Source organism: Stenotrophomonas sp. NPDC077420 (genome assembly GCF_044543385.1).
Classification (GTDB): Bacteria; Pseudomonadota; Gammaproteobacteria; order Xanthomonadales; family Xanthomonadaceae; genus Stenotrophomonas.
The window spans coordinates 97,599-115,199 of the sequence record NZ_JBITVZ010000017.1; the positions used below are offsets into that span (position 1 = coordinate 97,599).

Annotated in this window: 13 protein-coding genes; 10 read left to right on the plus strand and 3 right to left on the minus strand. The window is 66.7% G+C overall.

What is annotated here, in order from left to right; genetic code table 11:
* Positions 1–28: 28 nt before the first annotated feature.
* The 4 genes from ACIGII_RS15820 (at position 29) to ACIGII_RS15835 (ending at position 1,644) form a co-directional block, all read left to right on the plus strand.
* Positions 29–379: an ankyrin repeat domain-containing protein gene (locus ACIGII_RS15820; RefSeq protein WP_399639703.1), complete on the plus strand. Its 351-nt coding sequence runs from the start codon at positions 29–31 to the stop codon at positions 377–379.
* Positions 379–576 carry a hypothetical protein gene (locus tag ACIGII_RS15825; RefSeq protein WP_399639656.1) on the plus strand — a complete coding sequence of 66 codons (198 nt, stop codon included), beginning with the start codon at positions 379–381 and terminating at the stop codon, positions 574–576. Before ACIGII_RS15820 ends, ACIGII_RS15825 begins: the two co-directional genes overlap by 1 nt.
* A gap of 30 nt (positions 577–606) precedes the next feature.
* Complete coding sequence (locus ACIGII_RS15830; RefSeq protein WP_399639658.1) at positions 607–876, plus strand: hypothetical protein; 270 nt, start codon at positions 607–609, stop codon at positions 874–876.
* Between the two features lie 432 nt (positions 877–1,308).
* Positions 1,309–1,644 (plus strand): hypothetical protein, encoded by a 336-nt coding sequence (locus ACIGII_RS15835; protein ID WP_399639660.1) that lies wholly within the window; start codon positions 1,309–1,311, stop codon positions 1,642–1,644.
* A gap of 207 nt (positions 1,645–1,851) precedes the next feature.
* Here ACIGII_RS15835 and ACIGII_RS15840 read toward each other — a convergent pair whose 3' ends face one another.
* Complete coding sequence (locus tag ACIGII_RS15840) at positions 1,852–4,500, minus strand: PAS-domain containing protein (RefSeq protein ID WP_399639662.1); 2,649 nt, start codon at positions 4,498–4,500, stop codon at positions 1,852–1,854.
* 137 nt (positions 4,501–4,637) lie between these two features.
* On the opposite strand from ACIGII_RS15840, the gene ACIGII_RS15845 reads away from it, so the two are divergent.
* Positions 4,638–5,216, plus strand: coding sequence for a hypothetical protein (locus ACIGII_RS15845; protein WP_399639665.1), 579 nt, complete (start codon positions 4,638–4,640; stop codon positions 5,214–5,216).
* A gap of 101 nt (positions 5,217–5,317) precedes the next feature.
* Here ACIGII_RS15845 and ACIGII_RS15850 read toward each other — a convergent pair whose 3' ends face one another.
* Entirely contained in the window at positions 5,318–6,484 is a 1,167-nt protein-coding gene (locus ACIGII_RS15850; protein WP_399639668.1) for an OprO/OprP family phosphate-selective porin, read from the minus strand.
* 260 nt (positions 6,485–6,744) lie between these two features.
* Between ACIGII_RS15850 and ACIGII_RS15855 the strand changes: the two genes are divergently transcribed.
* Positions 6,745–8,094 carry a dicarboxylate/amino acid:cation symporter gene (locus ACIGII_RS15855; RefSeq protein WP_095363097.1) on the plus strand — a complete coding sequence of 450 codons (1,350 nt, stop codon included), beginning with the start codon at positions 6,745–6,747 and terminating at the stop codon, positions 8,092–8,094.
* A gap of 232 nt (positions 8,095–8,326) precedes the next feature.
* Positions 8,327–10,615 (plus strand): NADP-dependent malic enzyme, encoded by a 2,289-nt coding sequence (locus ACIGII_RS15860; RefSeq protein WP_399639670.1) that lies wholly within the window; start codon positions 8,327–8,329, stop codon positions 10,613–10,615.
* A gap of 530 nt (positions 10,616–11,145) precedes the next feature.
* On the opposite strand, the gene ACIGII_RS15865 is transcribed toward ACIGII_RS15860, so the two are convergent.
* Positions 11,146–14,484, minus strand: coding sequence for a GH92 family glycosyl hydrolase (locus ACIGII_RS15865; protein ID WP_399639673.1), 3,339 nt, complete (start codon positions 14,482–14,484; stop codon positions 11,146–11,148).
* Positions 14,485–14,810: 326 nt separating this feature from the next.
* Here ACIGII_RS15865 and ACIGII_RS15870 point away from each other — a divergent pair, with 326 nt between their 5' ends.
* Genes ACIGII_RS15870 through ACIGII_RS15880 form a run of 3 tightly spaced genes read left to right on the plus strand, consistent with a single transcriptional unit; the run spans position 14,811 to position 17,440 of the window.
* Positions 14,811–15,008, plus strand: a complete 198-nt coding sequence (locus ACIGII_RS15870; RefSeq protein ID WP_399639676.1) for a zinc-finger domain-containing protein — start codon at positions 14,811–14,813, stop codon at positions 15,006–15,008.
* A gap of 16 nt (positions 15,009–15,024) precedes the next feature.
* Positions 15,025–16,137 (plus strand): glycosyltransferase, encoded by a 1,113-nt coding sequence (locus ACIGII_RS15875; RefSeq protein WP_399639678.1) that lies wholly within the window; start codon positions 15,025–15,027, stop codon positions 16,135–16,137.
* Positions 16,118–17,440 carry an O-antigen ligase family protein gene (locus ACIGII_RS15880; RefSeq protein ID WP_399639705.1) on the plus strand — a complete coding sequence of 441 codons (1,323 nt, stop codon included), beginning with the start codon at positions 16,118–16,120 and terminating at the stop codon, positions 17,438–17,440. Before ACIGII_RS15875 ends, ACIGII_RS15880 begins: the two co-directional genes overlap by 20 nt.
* The last annotated feature ends 161 nt before the right edge of the window (positions 17,441–17,601 follow it).

Consider the following 17,601-nt stretch of genomic DNA (forward strand, 5'->3'; position numbering starts at 1 on the left):
GCTACTTTCACTTTTGGCGACAGTGGTTGTGATTTCTTCTTGTGGTCGCACTGAGGAAGCGCAGGCATTTTACGAGGCGCTCCTTGCAGGGGATATCTCTGCCCTGGACGAGGTGGCGGCAGATGGAATAGACGTAAACGGTGAGATGATTGATGGCTGGACGCCATTGCCATTTAGTATCGGCAATAAAAGGTTTGCATCCGCGGAATGGCTTCTTAGTCGAGGTGCGGATGCAAACTCGATGGACGGGGGTGGGAACAGTGCGATCTCCTGGGCGGTTAAGATGAGAAGCGGCAGGCACGTGAGATTGCTCCTTGAGCGAGGTTCTGATCCCCTCTCGCTGAGGGCTCTCAGCAAACGCGAACGCTCTTCGATGTAATGAAGCCGCTCATTGAGGACAACGAGAAAATCGTTCTGGGGCGAACGGTCAATGACTTTGCCTTGGTGGGCGAGCCCATGCGCACCAACGTCTGCCAGGTCAGTCGCCGTGTAAATTCCTTTGAGTTTACCCCTCTGCATCTGGTCATCATGCGGAGGGTGGAGGATGTCGGTTTCTGCTCGGACCTGGTGAAATAACTGATTGACCTGGGCGCAGATGTAAATCTGATGTCCACCTACGACTGGAGTTCGATTGGTGGTCACAAACGCATTCCGCCGCTGAAATTGGCCGAAAAGCTGCTCGCGAAGCTCGAGCAGGATGAGGACGCCGAGTCATGGGTGATCGACGACATGAAGGACGTGATCGAGCACTTGAAGAGCGCTGGTGCCACAAGCGAAGGTGCGGCCCTCAGAACGTGTGACTCTGATGACGAAGGTAAACCCGACTGGGACTCTGAAGTGGACGAGGTTCCCGGGCGGGACGGCTCGGACTGGTAACTCCAGTGCGCGTGGGTGGCCTTGGCTCGACTGGATCGCCATCCGAGCATCAATCGCCAACGGATTACGGGCTATCCGTACGAAAATTCACGTAGTAGGTTGGCTGATTTCACGCGGACGTCGCTTGAGGGACATCGCGAGGAGTAACGAATCTGCACGCATTTTGGGCCAGTCGCGACGATGAGTAGTGCGCTTCTATCGATACTCAAATATCATTCAAAACAAGCGATTTAACTTTGCGCTCTGTATGGCGCATCGTGTTGCCTCGGAGCCTGAAACCTCCTCGAACGCAGCAGTGTGGACGTCCCATGTCGGGAGGGTGGCGAAATACAACACCTTCGCGGGAATACGTCATGCCGTGTGCGTTCGAGCGGTTTCAGCCTCCCGACTCCCTCGCCATTCCGGCGAGGGAGACTTCCTTGGAGGTGGCAAATGCGTCGTTCAACATCGGATTTACCCTCAAGCGAACAGCCGCAGACGGGCATCGGTCTGCGGGTGCCGGAGATGTTGCGGATTGGATCCTTCAAGCATCCTGGAGGCCATCGGTTGCCTGGCGGTGGTCGGATTCCATGCCTGATCCTGCGTGGCATGTGGTTGGAACGGTTCGAGATGCCGGTGGGTGGTCGTGTGCTGGTGGAAGTGGTGCGCGGGAAGATCACGCTGACGTTGGATGAGACGCCTGTGCCCGTGCCTTACCGGTATCAGGACCACACGCCGAGGAAAAAGCTGCGCGCGTCGGAAACGACAGTAGAAGATGTGTCGGAGTAACAGGGATCGGTGCGATGCCGCGGCATGCATTTGGTAGGGTCACATCCCGATCGACCGCCGGGCCTCTTCGTGCATTCGGTTGTGGCATGACCATCGGGGAAGAGGCGCGCTTCGTTCGGGCGTCATGCGCTCGTCGAGCGTTGCAATGTTACGTGCGGTCGACTGCGGTCCGACCCTCCCGGGGCGGCAGGTGGTTCGCGGACCGGTTCAAGCCCGGTGCCGCACCAGCAACTGCGTCATCAGTGCGCGCAGGGCAGGCGGGCGGACCGGCTTGGACAGGAAGCCCCAGCCGTTCTCCGCCGCCTGCGCCTTCAACGCGTCGTCGCGCTCGGCGGTGACCAGGATCACCGGTGGGCGCGCCTGCCAAAGCTCGCACAGCTTTTCGTACAGGTCCGGCCCATGCCACTGGCCCATGCGTACGTCCAGCAGCACCAACTGCGGCACGTTGAACGTGGAGGCAATTTCCAGCGCTGCCTGCGGGCCGTCGGCCAGGTCCACGACGCATCCCCAGCGCTCCAGCAACGCCCGGGTGGCCGCGCACACGCGCGGGTCGTCGTCGATGCTCCACACGCGGCACCGGCGCAGGGGGCTTTCGTCGCCGGCGTCGGCGGGTACTACCGGCGCAGGAGCCGGGGCAGGTATCGCCGCCGCGTCGCCCAACGCCACCGTCACCGCGAACACGCTGCCTCGCCCCAACGTGGAGCGCAGGCTGATGCGGTGGCCGAGCAGGCGGCCGATACGCTCCACGATCGCCAGGCCCAGCCCGGCCCCGCGCTCCTGGTCCACGCCGTCATCCAGGCGGCGGAACTCCTCGAAGATCTCGCCCTGCAGACTTTCCGGAATGCCGGGTCCCTGGTCGTGCACTTCAATGCGCAGCTGGTGGCCGGCCCGCCGGCAACCGATCAGCACGCGCCCGCGCGGGGTGTAGCGCAGCGCGTTGGAGAGGAAATTCTGCAGGATGCGACGCAGCAGTGCTTCGTCGCTCACCACCACGGCGCGGGTGTCCACCCAGTCCAGCTGCAGCCCCCGGTTCTGTGCCGCCAGGCCGAACTCGCGGGCCAGCGTTTCCAGCAGCGGCGACAGCGCGAAGGCATGCACGTGGGTCTGCAACGCGCCCGATTCCAACCTTGAGATATCCAGCAGGCTGTTGAGGATGGCATCCTGCGCCGCCAGGGCCGCATCCACATGCTCGCTCAGCTCACGGGCGTCGCCATGCAGCTTGCCGCGCAGCACGGAAACGAACATCCGAGCGGCGTTCAATGGCTGCAGCAGGTCATGCACGGCCGACGCCACGAACCGGGTCTTGTAGCGGTTGGCGCGCTCGGCCTCGCGCCTCGCCTCGTCAAGGTCGCGGGTGCGCTCGGCCACGCGGTGTTCCAACGCGTCGGCCAGCGAGCGCAGTTCGCGCGCGGTGTTCTTGTAGGCGGTGATATCGGCGTAGCTGGTGACGAAGCCGCCATCGGGCAGAGGATTGCCACGAATCTCCAGTACGGTGCCGTCGTCCTTCTCGCTCTCGCGCATGTGCGGGCGGCCGCTGCGCAGATGGTTCAGGCGGCGCTCGATGGCCTCATCGATGGGGCCGGGCCCGAGGAGCCCGCGGCGCGCATTGAAGCGGAACGCTTCTTCAATGGGGCGGCCCACCCGGATCAGGTCGGGCGGGAACCGGAACAGCTCCAGGTAGCGCGCGTTCCAGGCGACCACGCGCTGTTCGTTGTCGATCACCACCACGCCCTGCGGCAGGTGCGCCAGGCTCCGGCTGAGCCCGCTGTCGGCCTGCTGGGCGGCCTGCAGGATGCCGTCCTGCGCGGTACGCAGTTCCTGCGCGTGCTGCTGCAGCACCGTTTCCAGCTCGCGTCGGCTGCGCTGGCGGTGCGCGGCCAACCGGCGACGCTGCTGCACGAACAGGCTGAGGAAACACAGCGCCAGCCAGATGCCGCCGGCGGCCAGCGCGGTGCTGCGACCCACGGCACCGCTGGCGCCGGCATCGTGCAGCAGGTGCAGCTTCCAGTGCGGGTCGGTCAGTACGTAGGTCTGCCACAGCACCGGGCTGGGCAGCGACGGCTGCATCACCCGCACCATGCGCCCGCCGTCTTCCAGCAGCGTCAGGGTGCGGGCTTCCAGTGGCTTCAACGAGCGGTCGGCGTACTGCCGGGTAGCCATCATCTCGGCGCGTTCGGCCGGTGCCAGCGGGCGCAGCAGGCGGTAGCGCCAGGCATCGCCGTTGGCCAGGAACACCACGTCATGGGAATCGCTGGCCAGCACGATGTCGGTGCTCTGCAGCCATTCCTGTTCGAGTGCACGTAGCTCGATCTTGATCGCAATGACGCCCAGCACACTGCCGGTGTCGTCGCGGATCGCCTGCGAGAGGAAGTAGCCGGGCACGGCGGTGGTCATGCCGATGCCGTAGAAGCGGCCGCTCCCCTTGGCCATGGCCTGCTGGAAATAGGGGCGGTAGCTGTAGTCCTCGCCCACGTTGGTGGTGGGCTGGTCCCAGTTGCTGGCGGCCACGGCGACGCCACGCCGGTCGATCAGGGTCAGGGTCGAGGCGCGGGTGACATTGTTGGCCTGCTGCAGCTTGAGGTTCAGCCGCTGCCGCTCGGCGGCATCCAGTGGCTGGCGCAGGGCCTGCTGCAGGTCCGGGTCCAGCGCCAGCACCTGGGGCAGGGTGCCGAAACGATCGATCCGCTGCTGCAGGGTCTGCGCGTACAGGTCCAGCTGGCGGCGCACCTGTGTGCTCTCAGCGGCCAACGCGCGCTGTTGCGCATAGCGTCCGGCGACCAGCGCAGCCAGCAACGTGCCGCCGATCATCACCAGCAGGGTCAGCAGCAGGGGGCGGTAGCGGGCGGCGCGGTACATGGGGGGCAGGGCAGCTGGATTTCACGCAGGATTTACTGCTTTGCATGATAGTTCACCCACGGGCCCCGACTGCATCGCGGGTCCGCTGAAACGGGGGCGTTTCGTTGATCTGGGGCCCATGCGCCCGGGGGTAATTCATGAAATCCGCGATGATCGCCGCGATGTCATTCGTGTTGGTGCTGCCTGCCGCGAACGCAAAAGAGTGTGAGCCGGGGCAAGGGCGGATGCATATTAGTGAGTCGAAGGAAGTGCCCGACCCTCCAACGGGTGTGGCGGATTGGGATCGGTCGGCTACGGTTTACTGGGTGTCGGTATACGGGATGGCGCCTGTGAATTCGCAGAAGCTGCAGACCGAATATGACCTAAAGTCCGCGACGCTGAGTGTGGGATATGCGAACAGGGCGCCCGTCGAGCTCAAGTTCGGACACTTGGCCGTCGAGGAAGGGCAACAGGCCTGTATTGAATTCGGGGCCTGGAGCGTTGAGAGGCCCGACAGGAATGGAATCAACTACGTGACCGGCGCAATCGATGCGCCGCAAGTGTGCATCGACAAGTCCGGGAGGGCGCTGTCGCTGCTAAGCATCCACGTGAACACAATAGCCCGTCCGTTTGGGCGTGCGACGCCGCCCGATCTACGAGTCACCGCAACGCTGAAGCGCAAAAGCGGTGAAGTGGTTTCCTTGCTGGAGTCAAACCAGGAAACGTGTATCGATTGATTCTTCGGCGGGACGGTGCACCCCGCACCATCACGGTCAACACGGCGCGTCAGTCAAACGAGCGAAAGCGGGTGCACGTTGCGTGCACCCGCTCGGATTCATCAGAAGTGGACCTGCGCCCGAAGCTCGAAGATCTCCGGCTTCGTCCGCACGCCACGGCGGCTGGCATCGGCCCACACGTAGTTGGCCTGGAACTTGAAGTGGCTGGTCAGGTACCAGTTGGCGCCCACGGTCCAGTCGTGCTGGCGGCCACCGAACACGTCGGCGTCATCCAGGTCGATGCGGCTGTAACGGGCCAGCAGTTCCACCGCGCCGTAGTTGTGGGCCGGCTTCACGTTGGCCACGGCGCCGGCGCTGTACGGGCGCGATTCGCCGGTGACGATCCAGCTGCCCATCACGTACTGGCCATCACCGGTGTAATCCGGCTTGCCATCGCGGGTGACGGTGGTGCGCAGCGCTTCGGCCTGCACCGAGAACGGGCCCTTGATGTAGATGCCTTCCAGGCCGGTGCGGCGGATCTGGTCGGCGGTGACCAGCGCGCCCGAATCCACCAGGCGGATGTCGGTCAGGCCGGCTTCGGGGCGTGCGCGCAGGCGGGCGCTGGCGTCGAAATGCACGTCGCGGCCATCGCGGTAGCCGCGCGGGTTTTCCTGCGAATAGGCCAGGCCCAGGTGGATCACGTCGCCCGGCGCCTTCACCGGGGTCCACACGCCGCGCACGGCCTGGGTGGTGCCGGGGTTGTCGCCCTGCAGGTCCTTGCCGCCGTAGGCACCCACCTGCATCAGGTAGGCCGGGCGCTCCAGCACCCACTCGGCGCCGGTGCGGCGGCCTGCGTAGAAGGCCTGCACGGGCAGGGCGGTTTCCACGAAGCTGCCGGCGCGCGAGGAGGTGTTGGAATCCAGGCCGACCGGGGTCTTCATGTAACCGAAGCGGAAGCGGCCCACGTCCTTGCCGAACAGCGCCTTGCTCTCGAAGCGGAAGAACACGTCCAGCCAGGTGTCGGCCTGGAAGTCGTAGTACACCATCGCGTCGTACACGCCCTTCTTCTTCAGGGTCGCGCCGAACTCCTTGCGGCGCACCGCGTCGTCATCTTCGAACGCGTCGGCGCCGGAAAAGTCGTTGAGGTCGTAGGCGATGTTGCCGGTGGCGGCCAGTTCGGTGCCGTCGCTGAAGGACACCTTGGTCGGCCAGTTGTCCCAGTCGGCGGCCGAAGCGGCCAGCGGGGCGGACAGGGCGGTAAGAGCGATGAACAGAGGGGTCAGGCGCATGGAATAGGGTCTGGCTTCTAAAAGTGGGGCAGAACAACAACGGCCGCGAGCAGGAAAACTGTTGGGCAACAAGGCCCGGAACGACACGGCCACCCGCCGCCGTGGGGGCGCGGTGCCGGTGCAGTGTAGGCACTGCAGCTGGCTGAACAGGGGGTCTAGTACCAATAGGTTATCTGCGTCTGGATGCAGCGGGCGTAAAAAGGCGACGCCCGATGCCGCCGCCCGCGGCCGGCATCCCCGTGACACTGCCGGAGTTTCCCATGCACGTTCCCACCGCTGCCCCCCTTGCGGCCAAGCCGCTGCCGTTCTACCGCCAGCTGTATTTCCAGGTGGTGGTGGCCATCGTCCTGGGCGCCATCCTCGGCCATTACGAGCCGGCCTTCGCCGAATCGCTCAAGCCACTGGGCGATGGCTTCATCAAGCTGGTGAAGATGATCATCGCCCCGGTGATCTTCCTGACCATCGTCACCGGCATCGCCGGCATGACCCACCTGCGTACGGTGGGCCGGGTCTTCGCCAAGTCGATGGCCTACTTCCTGTTCTTCTCCACCCTGGCCCTGATCGTAGGCATGGTGGTGGCGCACGTGGTGCAGCCCGGCGCCGGCATGAACATCAACCCGGCCGACCTGGACCAGACCGCGGTGCACAGCTACGTGGAAAAGTCCCATGAGCTGACCCTCACCGGCTTCGTCATGGACATCATCCCGTCCACGCTGGTGAGCGCTTTCGTGGATGGCAACATCCTGCAGGTGCTGTTCGTGGCGGTGCTGTTCGGCATTTCGCTGGCCCTGGTGGGTGAGCGCGGCCGCCCGGTGCTGACCTTCCTGGAGGCGCTGACCGCCCCGGTGTTCCGCCTGGTCCACATCCTGATGAAGGCCGCGCCGATCGGCGCCTTCGGCGCCATCGCCTTCACCATCGGCAAATACGGGGTGGGCTCGCTGATCAACCTGGCCTGGCTGGTGGGCTCGTTCTACCTCACCGCGTTCCTGTTCGTGGCGGTGATCCTGGGCGTGGTCTGCCGCCTGTGCGGGTTCTCGGTGTTCAAGCTGGCCCGTTACCTGAAGGCCGAGCTGCTGCTGGTGCTGGGTACCTCGTCCTCGGAATCGGCGCTGCCGTCGCTGATGGAAAAGATGGAAAAGGCCGGCTGCAGCAAGTCGGTGGTGGGCCTGGTCGTGCCGACCGGCTACTCGTTCAACCTGGACGGCACCAACATCTACATGACCCTGGCCGCGCTGTTCATCGCCCAGGCCACCAATACCGAACTGACCCTGGGCCATCAGATCGCGCTGCTGCTGGTGGCGATGCTGAGCTCCAAGGGCGCCGCCGGCGTGACAGGCGCGGGCTTCATCACCCTGGCCGCCACCCTGGCGGTGGTGCCGGAAGTGCCGGTGGCCGGCATGGCGCTGATCCTGGGCGTGGACCGCTTCATGAGCGAATGCCGCTCGCTGACCAACTTCATCGGCAATGCGGTGGCCACCGTGGTGGTCTCGCGCTGGGAAGGCGCGCTGGACCGTAACCGCCTGGCGCTGGCCCTGGACGGCCGCGAAGCCGAGCTGCCGCCGCTGGCCACCGACGACCTGCCGTCGCCGCTGACCGCGCCCGCCCGCTGAGCCACCGGGCCGGGCCCCGGTACCCCTGACGGGGTGCCGGGGCCCGGCGTTTTCCGTGCAGTATCCTGATGGTGTCGTCTGTCATCAGGCCCGGCAGGCTGGCATTACATACGCCAGCGAACGGCCTGTTTTGTGCAGTCGCAGCACGATCGCGACAGCGTAGCGACAGGTCCGGCCCCGCCAACGGGGGTATGATCCCCTGTTCCTCTCGCCCATTCATCTGCAGAAAGCGATGTCCAACGAAGATTTCAAACAGGCCGCCCTCGACTATCACCGCATGTCGCCGCCGGGCAAGATCAAGGTCACGGCGACCAAGCCGATGCTGACCCAGCGCGACCTGTCGTTGGCCTACTCGCCGGGCGTGGCCCACGCCTGTGAAGCCATCATGGCCGACCCGCAGCAGGCCAGCGAGCTGACCGCCCGCGGCAACCTGGTGGCGGTGATTTCCAACGGTACCGCCGTGCTGGGCCTGGGCAACATCGGCCCGCTGGCGGGCAAGCCGGTGATGGAAGGCAAGGGCGTGCTGTTCCAGAAGTTTGCCGGCATCGATGTATTCGACATCGAGATCAACGAAAACGATCCGGACAAGCTGGTCGACATCATCGCCTCGCTGGAGCCGACCTTCGGCGGCATCAACCTGGAAGACATCAAGGCGCCGGAGTGCTTCATCGTCGAGCGCAAACTGCGCGAGCGCATGAACATCCCGGTGTTCCATGACGACCAGCACGGCACGGCGATCATCGTCGGCGCGGCGGTGCTCAACGCCATGGTGGTCACCGGCAAGAAGATCGAAGAGGTGAAGCTGGCCACGACCGGCATGGGCGCGGCCGGCGTGTCCTGCGTGAACATGCTGGTTTCGCTGGGCCTGAAGCCGGAAAACATCCTGGCCTTCGACCGCGAGGGCGTGATCCACACCGGCCGTGCCGACCTGGACCCGGAAAAGAAGCGCTACGCACGCGACACCGACAAGCGCACGCTGGCCGAGATCGTCGACGGCGCCGACATCTTCCTGGGCCTGTCGGCCCCGGGCATCCTCACCGCGGACATGGTCAAGACCATGGCCAAGGACCCGGTGATCTTCGCGCTGGCCAACCCGACCCCGGAAATCATGCCGGAAGTGGCGCGCGCAGTGCGCCCGGACGCGCTGATCGGCACCGGTCGTTCGGACTACCCGAACCAGATCAACAACGTGCTGTGCTTCCCGTACCTGTTCCGCGGTGCGCTGGACGTGGGCGCCACCGCGATCAACGAGGAAATGAAGATCGCCTGCGTTCACGCGATCGCCGCGATGGCGCGCCGCGAGGCCAGCGACCTCGGTTCGGCGTATGGCGATGACACCCCGAGCTTTGGCCGCGACTACCTGATTCCGCGTCCGTTCGACCGCCGCCTGCTGGTGGAGCTGTCGGCCGCCGTGGCCCAGGCCGCGATGGATTCGGGCGTGGCCACCCGGCCGGTCGCCGACATGGGCGCCTATCGCGAGAAGCTGGCCCAGTTCGTCTACCGCACCAGCCTGATGATGAAGCCGGTGTACGACCGTGCGCGCGCCGACAAGCAGCGCGTGGTGTATGCCGAAGGCGAAGAAGAAGTGGTGCTGCGCGCGGTGCAGAACGTGGTCGATGAAGGCCTGGCGTTCCCCATCCTGATCGGCCGCCCGGACGTGATCGAATCGCGCATCGAGCGCATGGGCCTGCGCATGAAGGCGGGCACCGACTTCGACGTCACCAACATCAACGACGATCCGCGGTTCAACGAGTATTGGCAGTACTACCACAACCTCACCGGCCGTCGCGGCGTGACGGTGGCGGCGGCCAAGAACCTGATGCGCTCGCGCCCGACCCTGATCGCAGCGGTGATGGTGGCGCGTGGTGAAGCCGACGCGCTGCTGACCGGTGTGGTGGGTCGCTTCCACAAGAAGCTGGGCTACGTACGCAGCGTGCTGCCGCTGGAGCCGAAGGTCACCTCGACCTCGGCGATGACCGGCGTGATCAACCAGCAGGGCGTGTTCTTCTTCGTGGATACGCACGTGCAGGAAGATCCCACCGCCGAACAGATCTGCGAAGCCACGCTGCAGGCGGCCTACCGCATGAAGCTGTTCGGGATCGAGCCGAAGGTGGCGCTGCTGTCGCACTCCAACTTCGGCAGCCACGATTCCAAGGATGCGTTGAAGATGCGCACCGTGCGCGAGCTGCTGCTCAAGCGCAACCCGCGTTTGAACGTGGACGGTGAAATGCAGGGCGATACCGCGTGGGACGAAGCGCTGCGCCAGAAGCTGCTGCCCGACAGCACGCTGAAGGGCCGTGCCAACCTCTTCGTGCTGCCGAACCTGGAAGCGGCCAACATCGCCTACAACCTGGTGCGCGTGTTCACCGACGGCGTGGCGATCGGCCCGATCCTGATGGGCGTGGCCAAGCCGGCGCACATCCTGACCACCAGCGCCACCTCGCGCCGCGTGCTCAACATGACCGCGATCGCCGCGGTGGATGCGCAAATTCGCAAACAGCTGGAAGCGGAAAAGGCCTGAGGCCTTTTCTGATTCCAGCTCGGAACGCGCCTTGCGCGTTCCGGTTTCGCGCAGCGAAACGCGAATGGGTAGCTACCGACCGTTGGTCGGTAGACCTTGAAGAAGGGATCGGTGCAGCGCACCGGTCCCTTCTGCATTTGCGGCTCCGTTCAGCCGACCAACGGTCGGCTCTACCCGCCGTCGGCCACCGCAACCTTCCCGCAGCCCCGCCGTAACCCCGGTGCAACCTCCCGCTGGCCCAATATGTCCACGCGGCCCGGCTTGGCGGTGGTCCACAGGACCCTGCCACCCCGGGCCCGACCACTTCCCCCCTCCGGAAACGCGCCATGCGCCGTCGTCCTGCAAAACGCTACTTCAAGCAGTTGTTCGCGCTGTACGCCGGCCTGGTCGGCGCCCGGTAGAGCCGGCTCTGCCCGGCTGCACGTCGCTCCGGCACCGCGAAGCCACGCAGGGCGTGGCTCTACCTCGGGTTCTGGCGGTGCTCGGACACGCATGGCGTGTCCCTACGCGGTCCCGACACGCCCGATGCATTACGGCGCCGCCGGCGCCAACAACTCCACTTCGGCCAGCTGCATCCGGCCCGGCCCTTCAATGCGCAACCGGTACTCGGCATAACGGCCCGGCTTGGCGATCCGGAACGGACGGGTCTGCTGCTGCCACTCGAACGTTTCACCGCTGCGCTGGTCCACGGTGACCCAACTGCCGCCAGCCTTGCGCGCTTCCAGCGTCCACTTGCCGCCACGGATCGGCGAATTGCCGCTGGTCAACGTGTACATCGTCGGCGCGCCATCGGCCACGCCGGTGAACACCACGCTGCCCTTGCCACCGAACGGGACCACGGTGCCCGCATCGTCATCCACCAGCGCGGCCAGCACCTTCCCATCCTCCAGCTGCGCACGCGCACCGCTGCCCAGCAGGTCATGCAGCAGCGCCGGGCGCTCGCCACGCGCGGTCAGCGAACGCGGTGCATCGTCCGGGCCGGTGCCCCACGTGGACGGCGCCGGTCCCATCGCGAAGTCCAGGGTGGCGCCCTTGGCGATCACCTCATGCGGTACCCAGGTCTTCGTCCACGGCTTGCCGTTGATCTTCAGCGACTGCACGTAGATGTTGCGGTCCGAATTCTCCGGTGCGTTCACGGTAAGCACGGCACCGCCCTGCAGCTCCACCCTGGCGTGCTTGAAGGCCGGCGAACCGATCGCATATTCCGGCGCGCCCATGCGCAGCGGGTACAGGCCCAGCGAGGCCAGCACGTACCACGCCGAGGTTTCGCCGTTGTCTTCATCGCCCGGATACCCCTGGCCGATCTCGCTGCCCACATACAGCCGCGACAGGATCTCGCGCACGTGCTGCTGGGTCTTCCACGGCTGCCCGGCGTACAGGTACATCCACGGAATGTGGTGCGAGGGCTGGTTGCTGTGCGCGTACATGCCCATGCGCACATCGCGCGCTTCGGTCATTTCATGGATGGTGCCGCCGTAGGAACCGGAGAATTTCGGGTCGGCGGTTTCCGGGGTGCTGAAGAACGTATCCAGCTTCCCGGCCAGCTTTTCGCGGCCACCGTACAGGCCAGCCAGGCCTTCGCCATCGTGCGCGGCGGTGAAGGCGAACGTCCAGCCGTTGGATTCGGTGTAATCGTGGCCCCACACGCGTGCGTCGTAGTCCTTCGCAGGCACGCGCCAGCTGCCATCGTCCTTGCGGCCCTGGAAGAAGCCGGCGGCCGGGTCGAACACGGTGGCGTAGGTGCCGGCGCGGTGGCGGAAATAATCGGCTTCGGTGCTGTAGCGCTCGCGCAGGGCGGCGGTGCCGGCACGCTGGGCCAGTGCGTCGGCCATGTTGGCGATGCCGAAGTCGTTGAGCGCGCCTTCCATCGTCCACGACATGCCTTCATGCACGTCGGCACTGGCGTAGCCACGGAAGGTGGATTTATCCATGCCCTTGCGCCCGACATGGCGGTCCGGCGGCACCACGGTGGCGTTCTTCAATGCGGCCTGGTAGGCCTCATCCGGATCGAAGCCCTTAATGCCCTTGAGGAAGGCATCGGCGAAGGCCACGTCCGAACTGGTGCCCACCATCAGGTCGGCATAGCCGGGCGAGGACCAGCGCGCCACCCAGCCACCGGCGCGGTACTGCTCCAGGAAGCCCTGCACCAGCTGGCCGGCATCGTCCGGGGTGAACAGCGCATACGCCGGCCACGTGGTGCGGAAGGTGTCCCAGAAACCGTTGTTGACGTACACCTTGCCGTCGCGGATCGGCGCGAAGCTGCGCACCGCGCTGCCGTCGGTGTTGTTGTCCTCGGCGCTGGCCTGGCTGGCGTAACGCCAGTCCGGGGCAGCGGCGGTGCCCGCGTTTTCATGGCCGGAGTTCGGGTACAGATACAGGCGGTACAGGCTGGAATACAGCGTCGTCTTCTGGTCGTCGCTGGCCTGGCCGATGTCGAAGCGGGCCAGGCGCTGGTCCCACGCGTCCTGGGCACGGCCGGCCACCGTGTCCAGGGTGTCACCGGCTGCAATTTCCAGCGCCAGGTTGTGGCGGGCCTGCTCGACCGAGATCAGCGAGGTGGCGATGCGCATGGTCACCCGACGGTCACTGCCCGGGTCGAACTTGATGTAGCCGGTGGGCCGGCCGTTGGCGATGGTGCCGCTGCTGCGCCACGGTCGGTCGAAGCTCGCCACCACGTACATGCGGGTGGCGCCGTTGGACAGACCGCTGCGCGTATCGGTGTAGCCGGAGAGGGTCTGTGTGGCCGCATCCAGGGTCAGCCCGCCGCGCGCATCGACGTTGTCGAACAGCAGGTTGGCGTCGCCGTCCTTCGGGAAGTCGAACTGGAACAGCGCGGCATGGTCGGTCGGCGCGATGGCCGCGGCGATGCCGTTGTCGAAGCGCACCGAATAGCGGTAGGGGCGTGCGCTCTCGTTGTCGCGCGAGAACGACAGCGCGCGCTTGGCGCGGTCCGCTTCCGGCACGCCGCGGGTGGCCGAGGGCATCACCTGGAAGGTCTGGCGGTCGCCCATCCAGGGGCTGGGCTGGTGGCTCAGCGCCAGGGCCTGCAGCTGCGGGCGGTTGGCGGCGTTGTTCTGTTCGTTCCAGCGATACAGCCAGTTCAGCGCACCGGCATCGGTCACCGGGGTCCAGAAGTTGAAGCCGTGCGGCACCGCCGTGGCAGGGAAGTTGTTGCCGCGCGAGAAGGTGCCGTTGGCCTGGGTGCCGCGGGTGGTGAGCACCCAGTCGGAGGGGCGGGCGGGGGCGTTGCGCGGCGACGTGTCCAGGCGCACGTCATCGATCCAGCCCGACACCGGCGCGCCGTCGGCGCTGGCCAGCGCCAGTTCCACGCCGACAACGCGGCGGCCGCGCAGGGCGGCCACGTCACCCAGCCGCACGGACTTGTGCGCCCATTGCTGCGGGTACAGCGTCTTGGAGTCGCCCTGCGCCCTGGCACCCAGCGCGACGCCATGCAGGTCGCGCGCATCGCTGGCCGAGACGCGGCTGCCGTCATCCAGCAGCAGGTCCAGCGACACATACGTGGAGGCCACGGTGTCGCCGCCCACGATTTCCGGCAACACCAGCCACGACAGGGTGGTATCGGCCTCGATGGTGACATCGGTGGTGAACAGTCGGGTGCTGGCCGTGCCGCCGGCGCTGGCGTAATGCAGGGCGCGCAGCCCGCTGTAGCCGACGCCCGGCTTGGCCGCATACGGCGCTTCCGGGCCCTTGCCGATCTTGACCTGCACGCCGCCCTGGCTGGCCTGCGGTGCCGGTTCGCCCGGCTCGAAGGAGGTCTGCAGGCCCTGCGCGAAGGCAGGCGAGCAGGCCAGGGCAAGCGCGAGCGGAAGCAGGGCGCGGCGGGCAGGGCGGGGGTGCGGCTGGGTCATGCAGGGATCTCCCGGGTGGGACAGGCGGCAGGCGAAGCCCGCATCGGCGACCTCGGCAGACAGCATCACGCCGGCCGCCCGCAGGGGCAGTCGACGCGATGCAGGCCCGGCGGGGGACGGGCCATGCGATCGGGTGTTTGATCGGAACGCATCCGATCCTGCAACACCGGGAGCGGGTCTGGCAAGTGAAATTAGTTCGATCTAAACCCGGAAAAATCGCAAATCGGCGTTTTCCCCGGCGGCGGCGGCGCCTGACCGGCCACGCCGCGCCTGCTGCCCCGGGTGCTAGAATCGGGGCCCTCGCAATTCCTTCCCGTGCCCCCGCCATGAGCCATACCGCCACCGCGCCCGCCAATGCCGAAAAGCGTTACACCGTGCACCGCAGCGAGCTGCCGCTGAGCTGCCCGACGCCGGAAATGGCGCTGTGGAACTCGCACCCGCGCGTGTACCTGCCGATCGAAGACGAGCCGAACGGCGAAGCCGCGTGCCCGTACTGCGGGTCGGTCTTCGTGCTGGCCGACTGAGCTGGCGGCACCGGACGTGCGCCGACTGACCGTGGTGCAGCTGCTGCCGGCACTGCACTCGGGCGGGGTCGAGCGCTCCACGCTGGAAATCGCCGCCGCGTTGGTCGGGGCCGGGCACCGCGCGATCGTGGTGTCGGCCGGCGGCCGCCTGGTCGAGCCGTTGCTGGCCAGTGGCGCCGAACACCTCACCCTGGATATCGGCAGGAAGTCGCTGTGGACGCTGCGCCACGTGCGCACGCTGCGCGTCCTGCTGGCGGAAACCCGCGCCGATATCGTGCATGCGCGCTCGCGCCTGCCGGCCTGGCTGGGCCTGTACGCGGTGCGCAACCTGCCGGCCGCCACGCGTCCGCATTGGGTCACCACCGTGCATGGGCTGAACTCGCCGAGTCGCTACAGCGCGGTGATGACCAGCGGCGAGCGGGTGATCTGCGTGTCCAACTGCGTGCGTACGTTCGTACAGACCCATTACCCGAGCGTGCCCCCGGAGCGGCTGCAGGTGATTCCGCGCGGCGTGGATCCGGCGCAGTTCCCGCGCGTGGGGGCCAAGGATCGGCGCCCGCGCCTGGCGGTGGCCGCGCAGCATCCGGCCCTGGCCGGTGACGCACCGCTGTTGCTGCTGCCCGGACGCGGCACGCGGCTCAAGGGCCATGGCCACGCGCTGACCCTGCTGGCTGGGCTGCATGCGGCCGGCGTGCCGGCGCTGCTGTGGATGCCCGGTACCCGCGAGCCCGGGCGCGAGCGCTATGTGGCGGAGCTGGAAGCACAGGCGCGCGCGCTCGGCATCGCCGACGCCGTGCTGATGACGGCGCCCACGTCGCGCATCGCCGAGGCTTACGCCGCCAGCGATCTGGTCCTGCAACTGTCAGACAAGCCTGAAGCCTTCGGTCGCACCGTGGTCGAAGCGCTGTCGGTGGGCCGACCTGTACTGGGCTGGAACCAGGGCGGGGTGGGGGAACTGCTGCACCACCTGCAGCCATCGGGCGCGGTACCCTTGGGCGACGCCGAGGCATTGCGGGCGCGCGCGCTGCAGTTGCTGGCGCAGCCGCCTTCGCTGCCTTCGCGTATTCCGTTCACCCTGCAGGCGATGCAACGTGACACGCTCCAGCTCTATACCTCCCTCGCTGGCTGAGCCGCTGAAGGTACCCGGATCGCCGGGCTTCCGTGCCGGTCGCTGGGCGCCGTGGTGGGTGATCGCGTTCGTGGCGCTGCTTCCGCTGCCGGGCATTGCGGAAACCGTGCTGGTGCTCGGTGCGTTGTACGCGGCCGCGCGCATGGTCCAGCTGCGGGTACAGGGCAAGCAGCGCATGCTGAGCAGCCCGGCCTGGGCACTGACCAGCATCCTGTTCCTTGGGTACTGGCTGCCGCAGGCATTTTCCAGCATCGATGCGATCGACCCCGGTACGGCCTGGCGCAAGACGGCGGCCGGCCTGCGCTACCTGCCGTTCATGTGGCTGGTCGCAATTGCGGTGGCCACCCCGGAGCGGCGTGCATTGACCCTGAAGGGTATCGCGGTGATCACCGGCCTGTGGACGCTGGATGCCGGGGCGCAGGCCGCGTTCGGTACCAGCCCGCTGTTCTGGTCGATGGACCAGTTGAAGTGGGCAATCAGCGGGTACGGTTTGTGCGCGCCGGCGGAGATGGCCACGGCCGATCGCCTGAGCGGCGTACTGGGCCCCTGCAACCTCAAGTTCGGCCAGGTGCAGGCGAGCCTGTCGCCGTTCCTGCTGTTTGCGGCCGCGGCGCGCTTCGGACGCTGGGGCTGGGTGGTGGCCGCACTGGCGGCAGGCGTGGTGCTGGTCCTGGCCGGTTCGCGCGCGGCGTGGATGACGTATGCACTGGTGCTGGTGTTCTCCGGCTGGCGCCTGCTCGGCGCGCGCGGGCTGTTGGCCTGCGTGGTCGCGGGGGTGGTGGTGGCGGTCGCCTTGGGCGTGGGATCCAGCCAGGTGCGCGAGCGCCTGTCGCGCACGGCCATGGCCTGGGAAGGCGAGAGCGACGGCGTCAACCAGGCGTTGTCCGGTCGCGCGCAGATCTGGTCCGCGGCCGGCTGCATGATCGAGCAGCACCCGATCAACGGCGTGGGCGCGCGCGGCTTCCGGGATGCGTACCCGCAGTGCAACCCGCGTCCCGAACGCCCGGAGGTCTGGGGCGACGGCCCGGCCCTGCACGCGCATCAGATCCTGCTGGAAATTCTCGCTGAAACCGGCGTGCTGGGCCTGCTGCTATGGCTGGCCGCCGCCGCGCAGGCGTGGCGTGCCTGGCGGTTTGCGCCAATGCCGGCGCGCGAACGCGCGCGCCCGGCCATGTTGGCGCTGGCGGTCACCGTGTTTCCGCTCAACACCCACCTGGCGTTCTATTCCACGTTCTGGGGCGGCCTGACCCTGCTGCTCGCCGCCCTCTACGCAGGCACCCTGTTGGCCAGCGACGACCCCTGACCCTCTCCGTAGAGACACGCCATGCGTGTCCAACGGGATCTCCGCCGCCCCGCCCAGACACGCATGTGAACTGACCCCCAGAAGTTGGACGCCCATCCAACCTCTGGAATTTGTTCATGATCCAATACGAAAGGCGTTTCAAACTGAAGGTGGCCCGGGAG

Bases quoted from the DNA above. Each gene is read 5' to 3' on its own strand.
- ACIGII_RS15825 (WP_399639656.1), top strand. From the start codon at position 379: ATGAAGCCGCTCATTGAGGACAACGAGAAAATCGTTCTGGGGCGAACG.
- ACIGII_RS15830 (WP_399639658.1), top strand. From the start codon at position 607: ATGTCCACCTACGACTGGAGTTCGATTGGTGGTCACAAACGCATTCCG.
- ACIGII_RS15835 (WP_399639660.1), top strand. From the start codon at position 1,309: ATGCGTCGTTCAACATCGGATTTACCCTCAAGCGAACAGCCGCAGACG.
- ACIGII_RS15840 (WP_399639662.1), bottom strand. From the start codon at position 4,500: ATGTACCGCGCCGCCCGCTACCGCCCCCTGCTGCTGACCCTGCTGGTG.
- ACIGII_RS15845 (WP_399639665.1), top strand. From the start codon at position 4,638: ATGAAATCCGCGATGATCGCCGCGATGTCATTCGTGTTGGTGCTGCCT.
- ACIGII_RS15850 (WP_399639668.1), bottom strand. From the start codon at position 6,484: ATGCGCCTGACCCCTCTGTTCATCGCTCTTACCGCCCTGTCCGCCCCG.
- ACIGII_RS15855 (WP_095363097.1), top strand. From the start codon at position 6,745: ATGCACGTTCCCACCGCTGCCCCCCTTGCGGCCAAGCCGCTGCCGTTC.
- ACIGII_RS15860 (WP_399639670.1), top strand. From the start codon at position 8,327: ATGTCCAACGAAGATTTCAAACAGGCCGCCCTCGACTATCACCGCATG.
- ACIGII_RS15865 (WP_399639673.1), bottom strand. From the start codon at position 14,484: ATGACCCAGCCGCACCCCCGCCCTGCCCGCCGCGCCCTGCTTCCGCTC.
- ACIGII_RS15870 (WP_399639676.1), top strand. From the start codon at position 14,811: ATGAGCCATACCGCCACCGCGCCCGCCAATGCCGAAAAGCGTTACACC.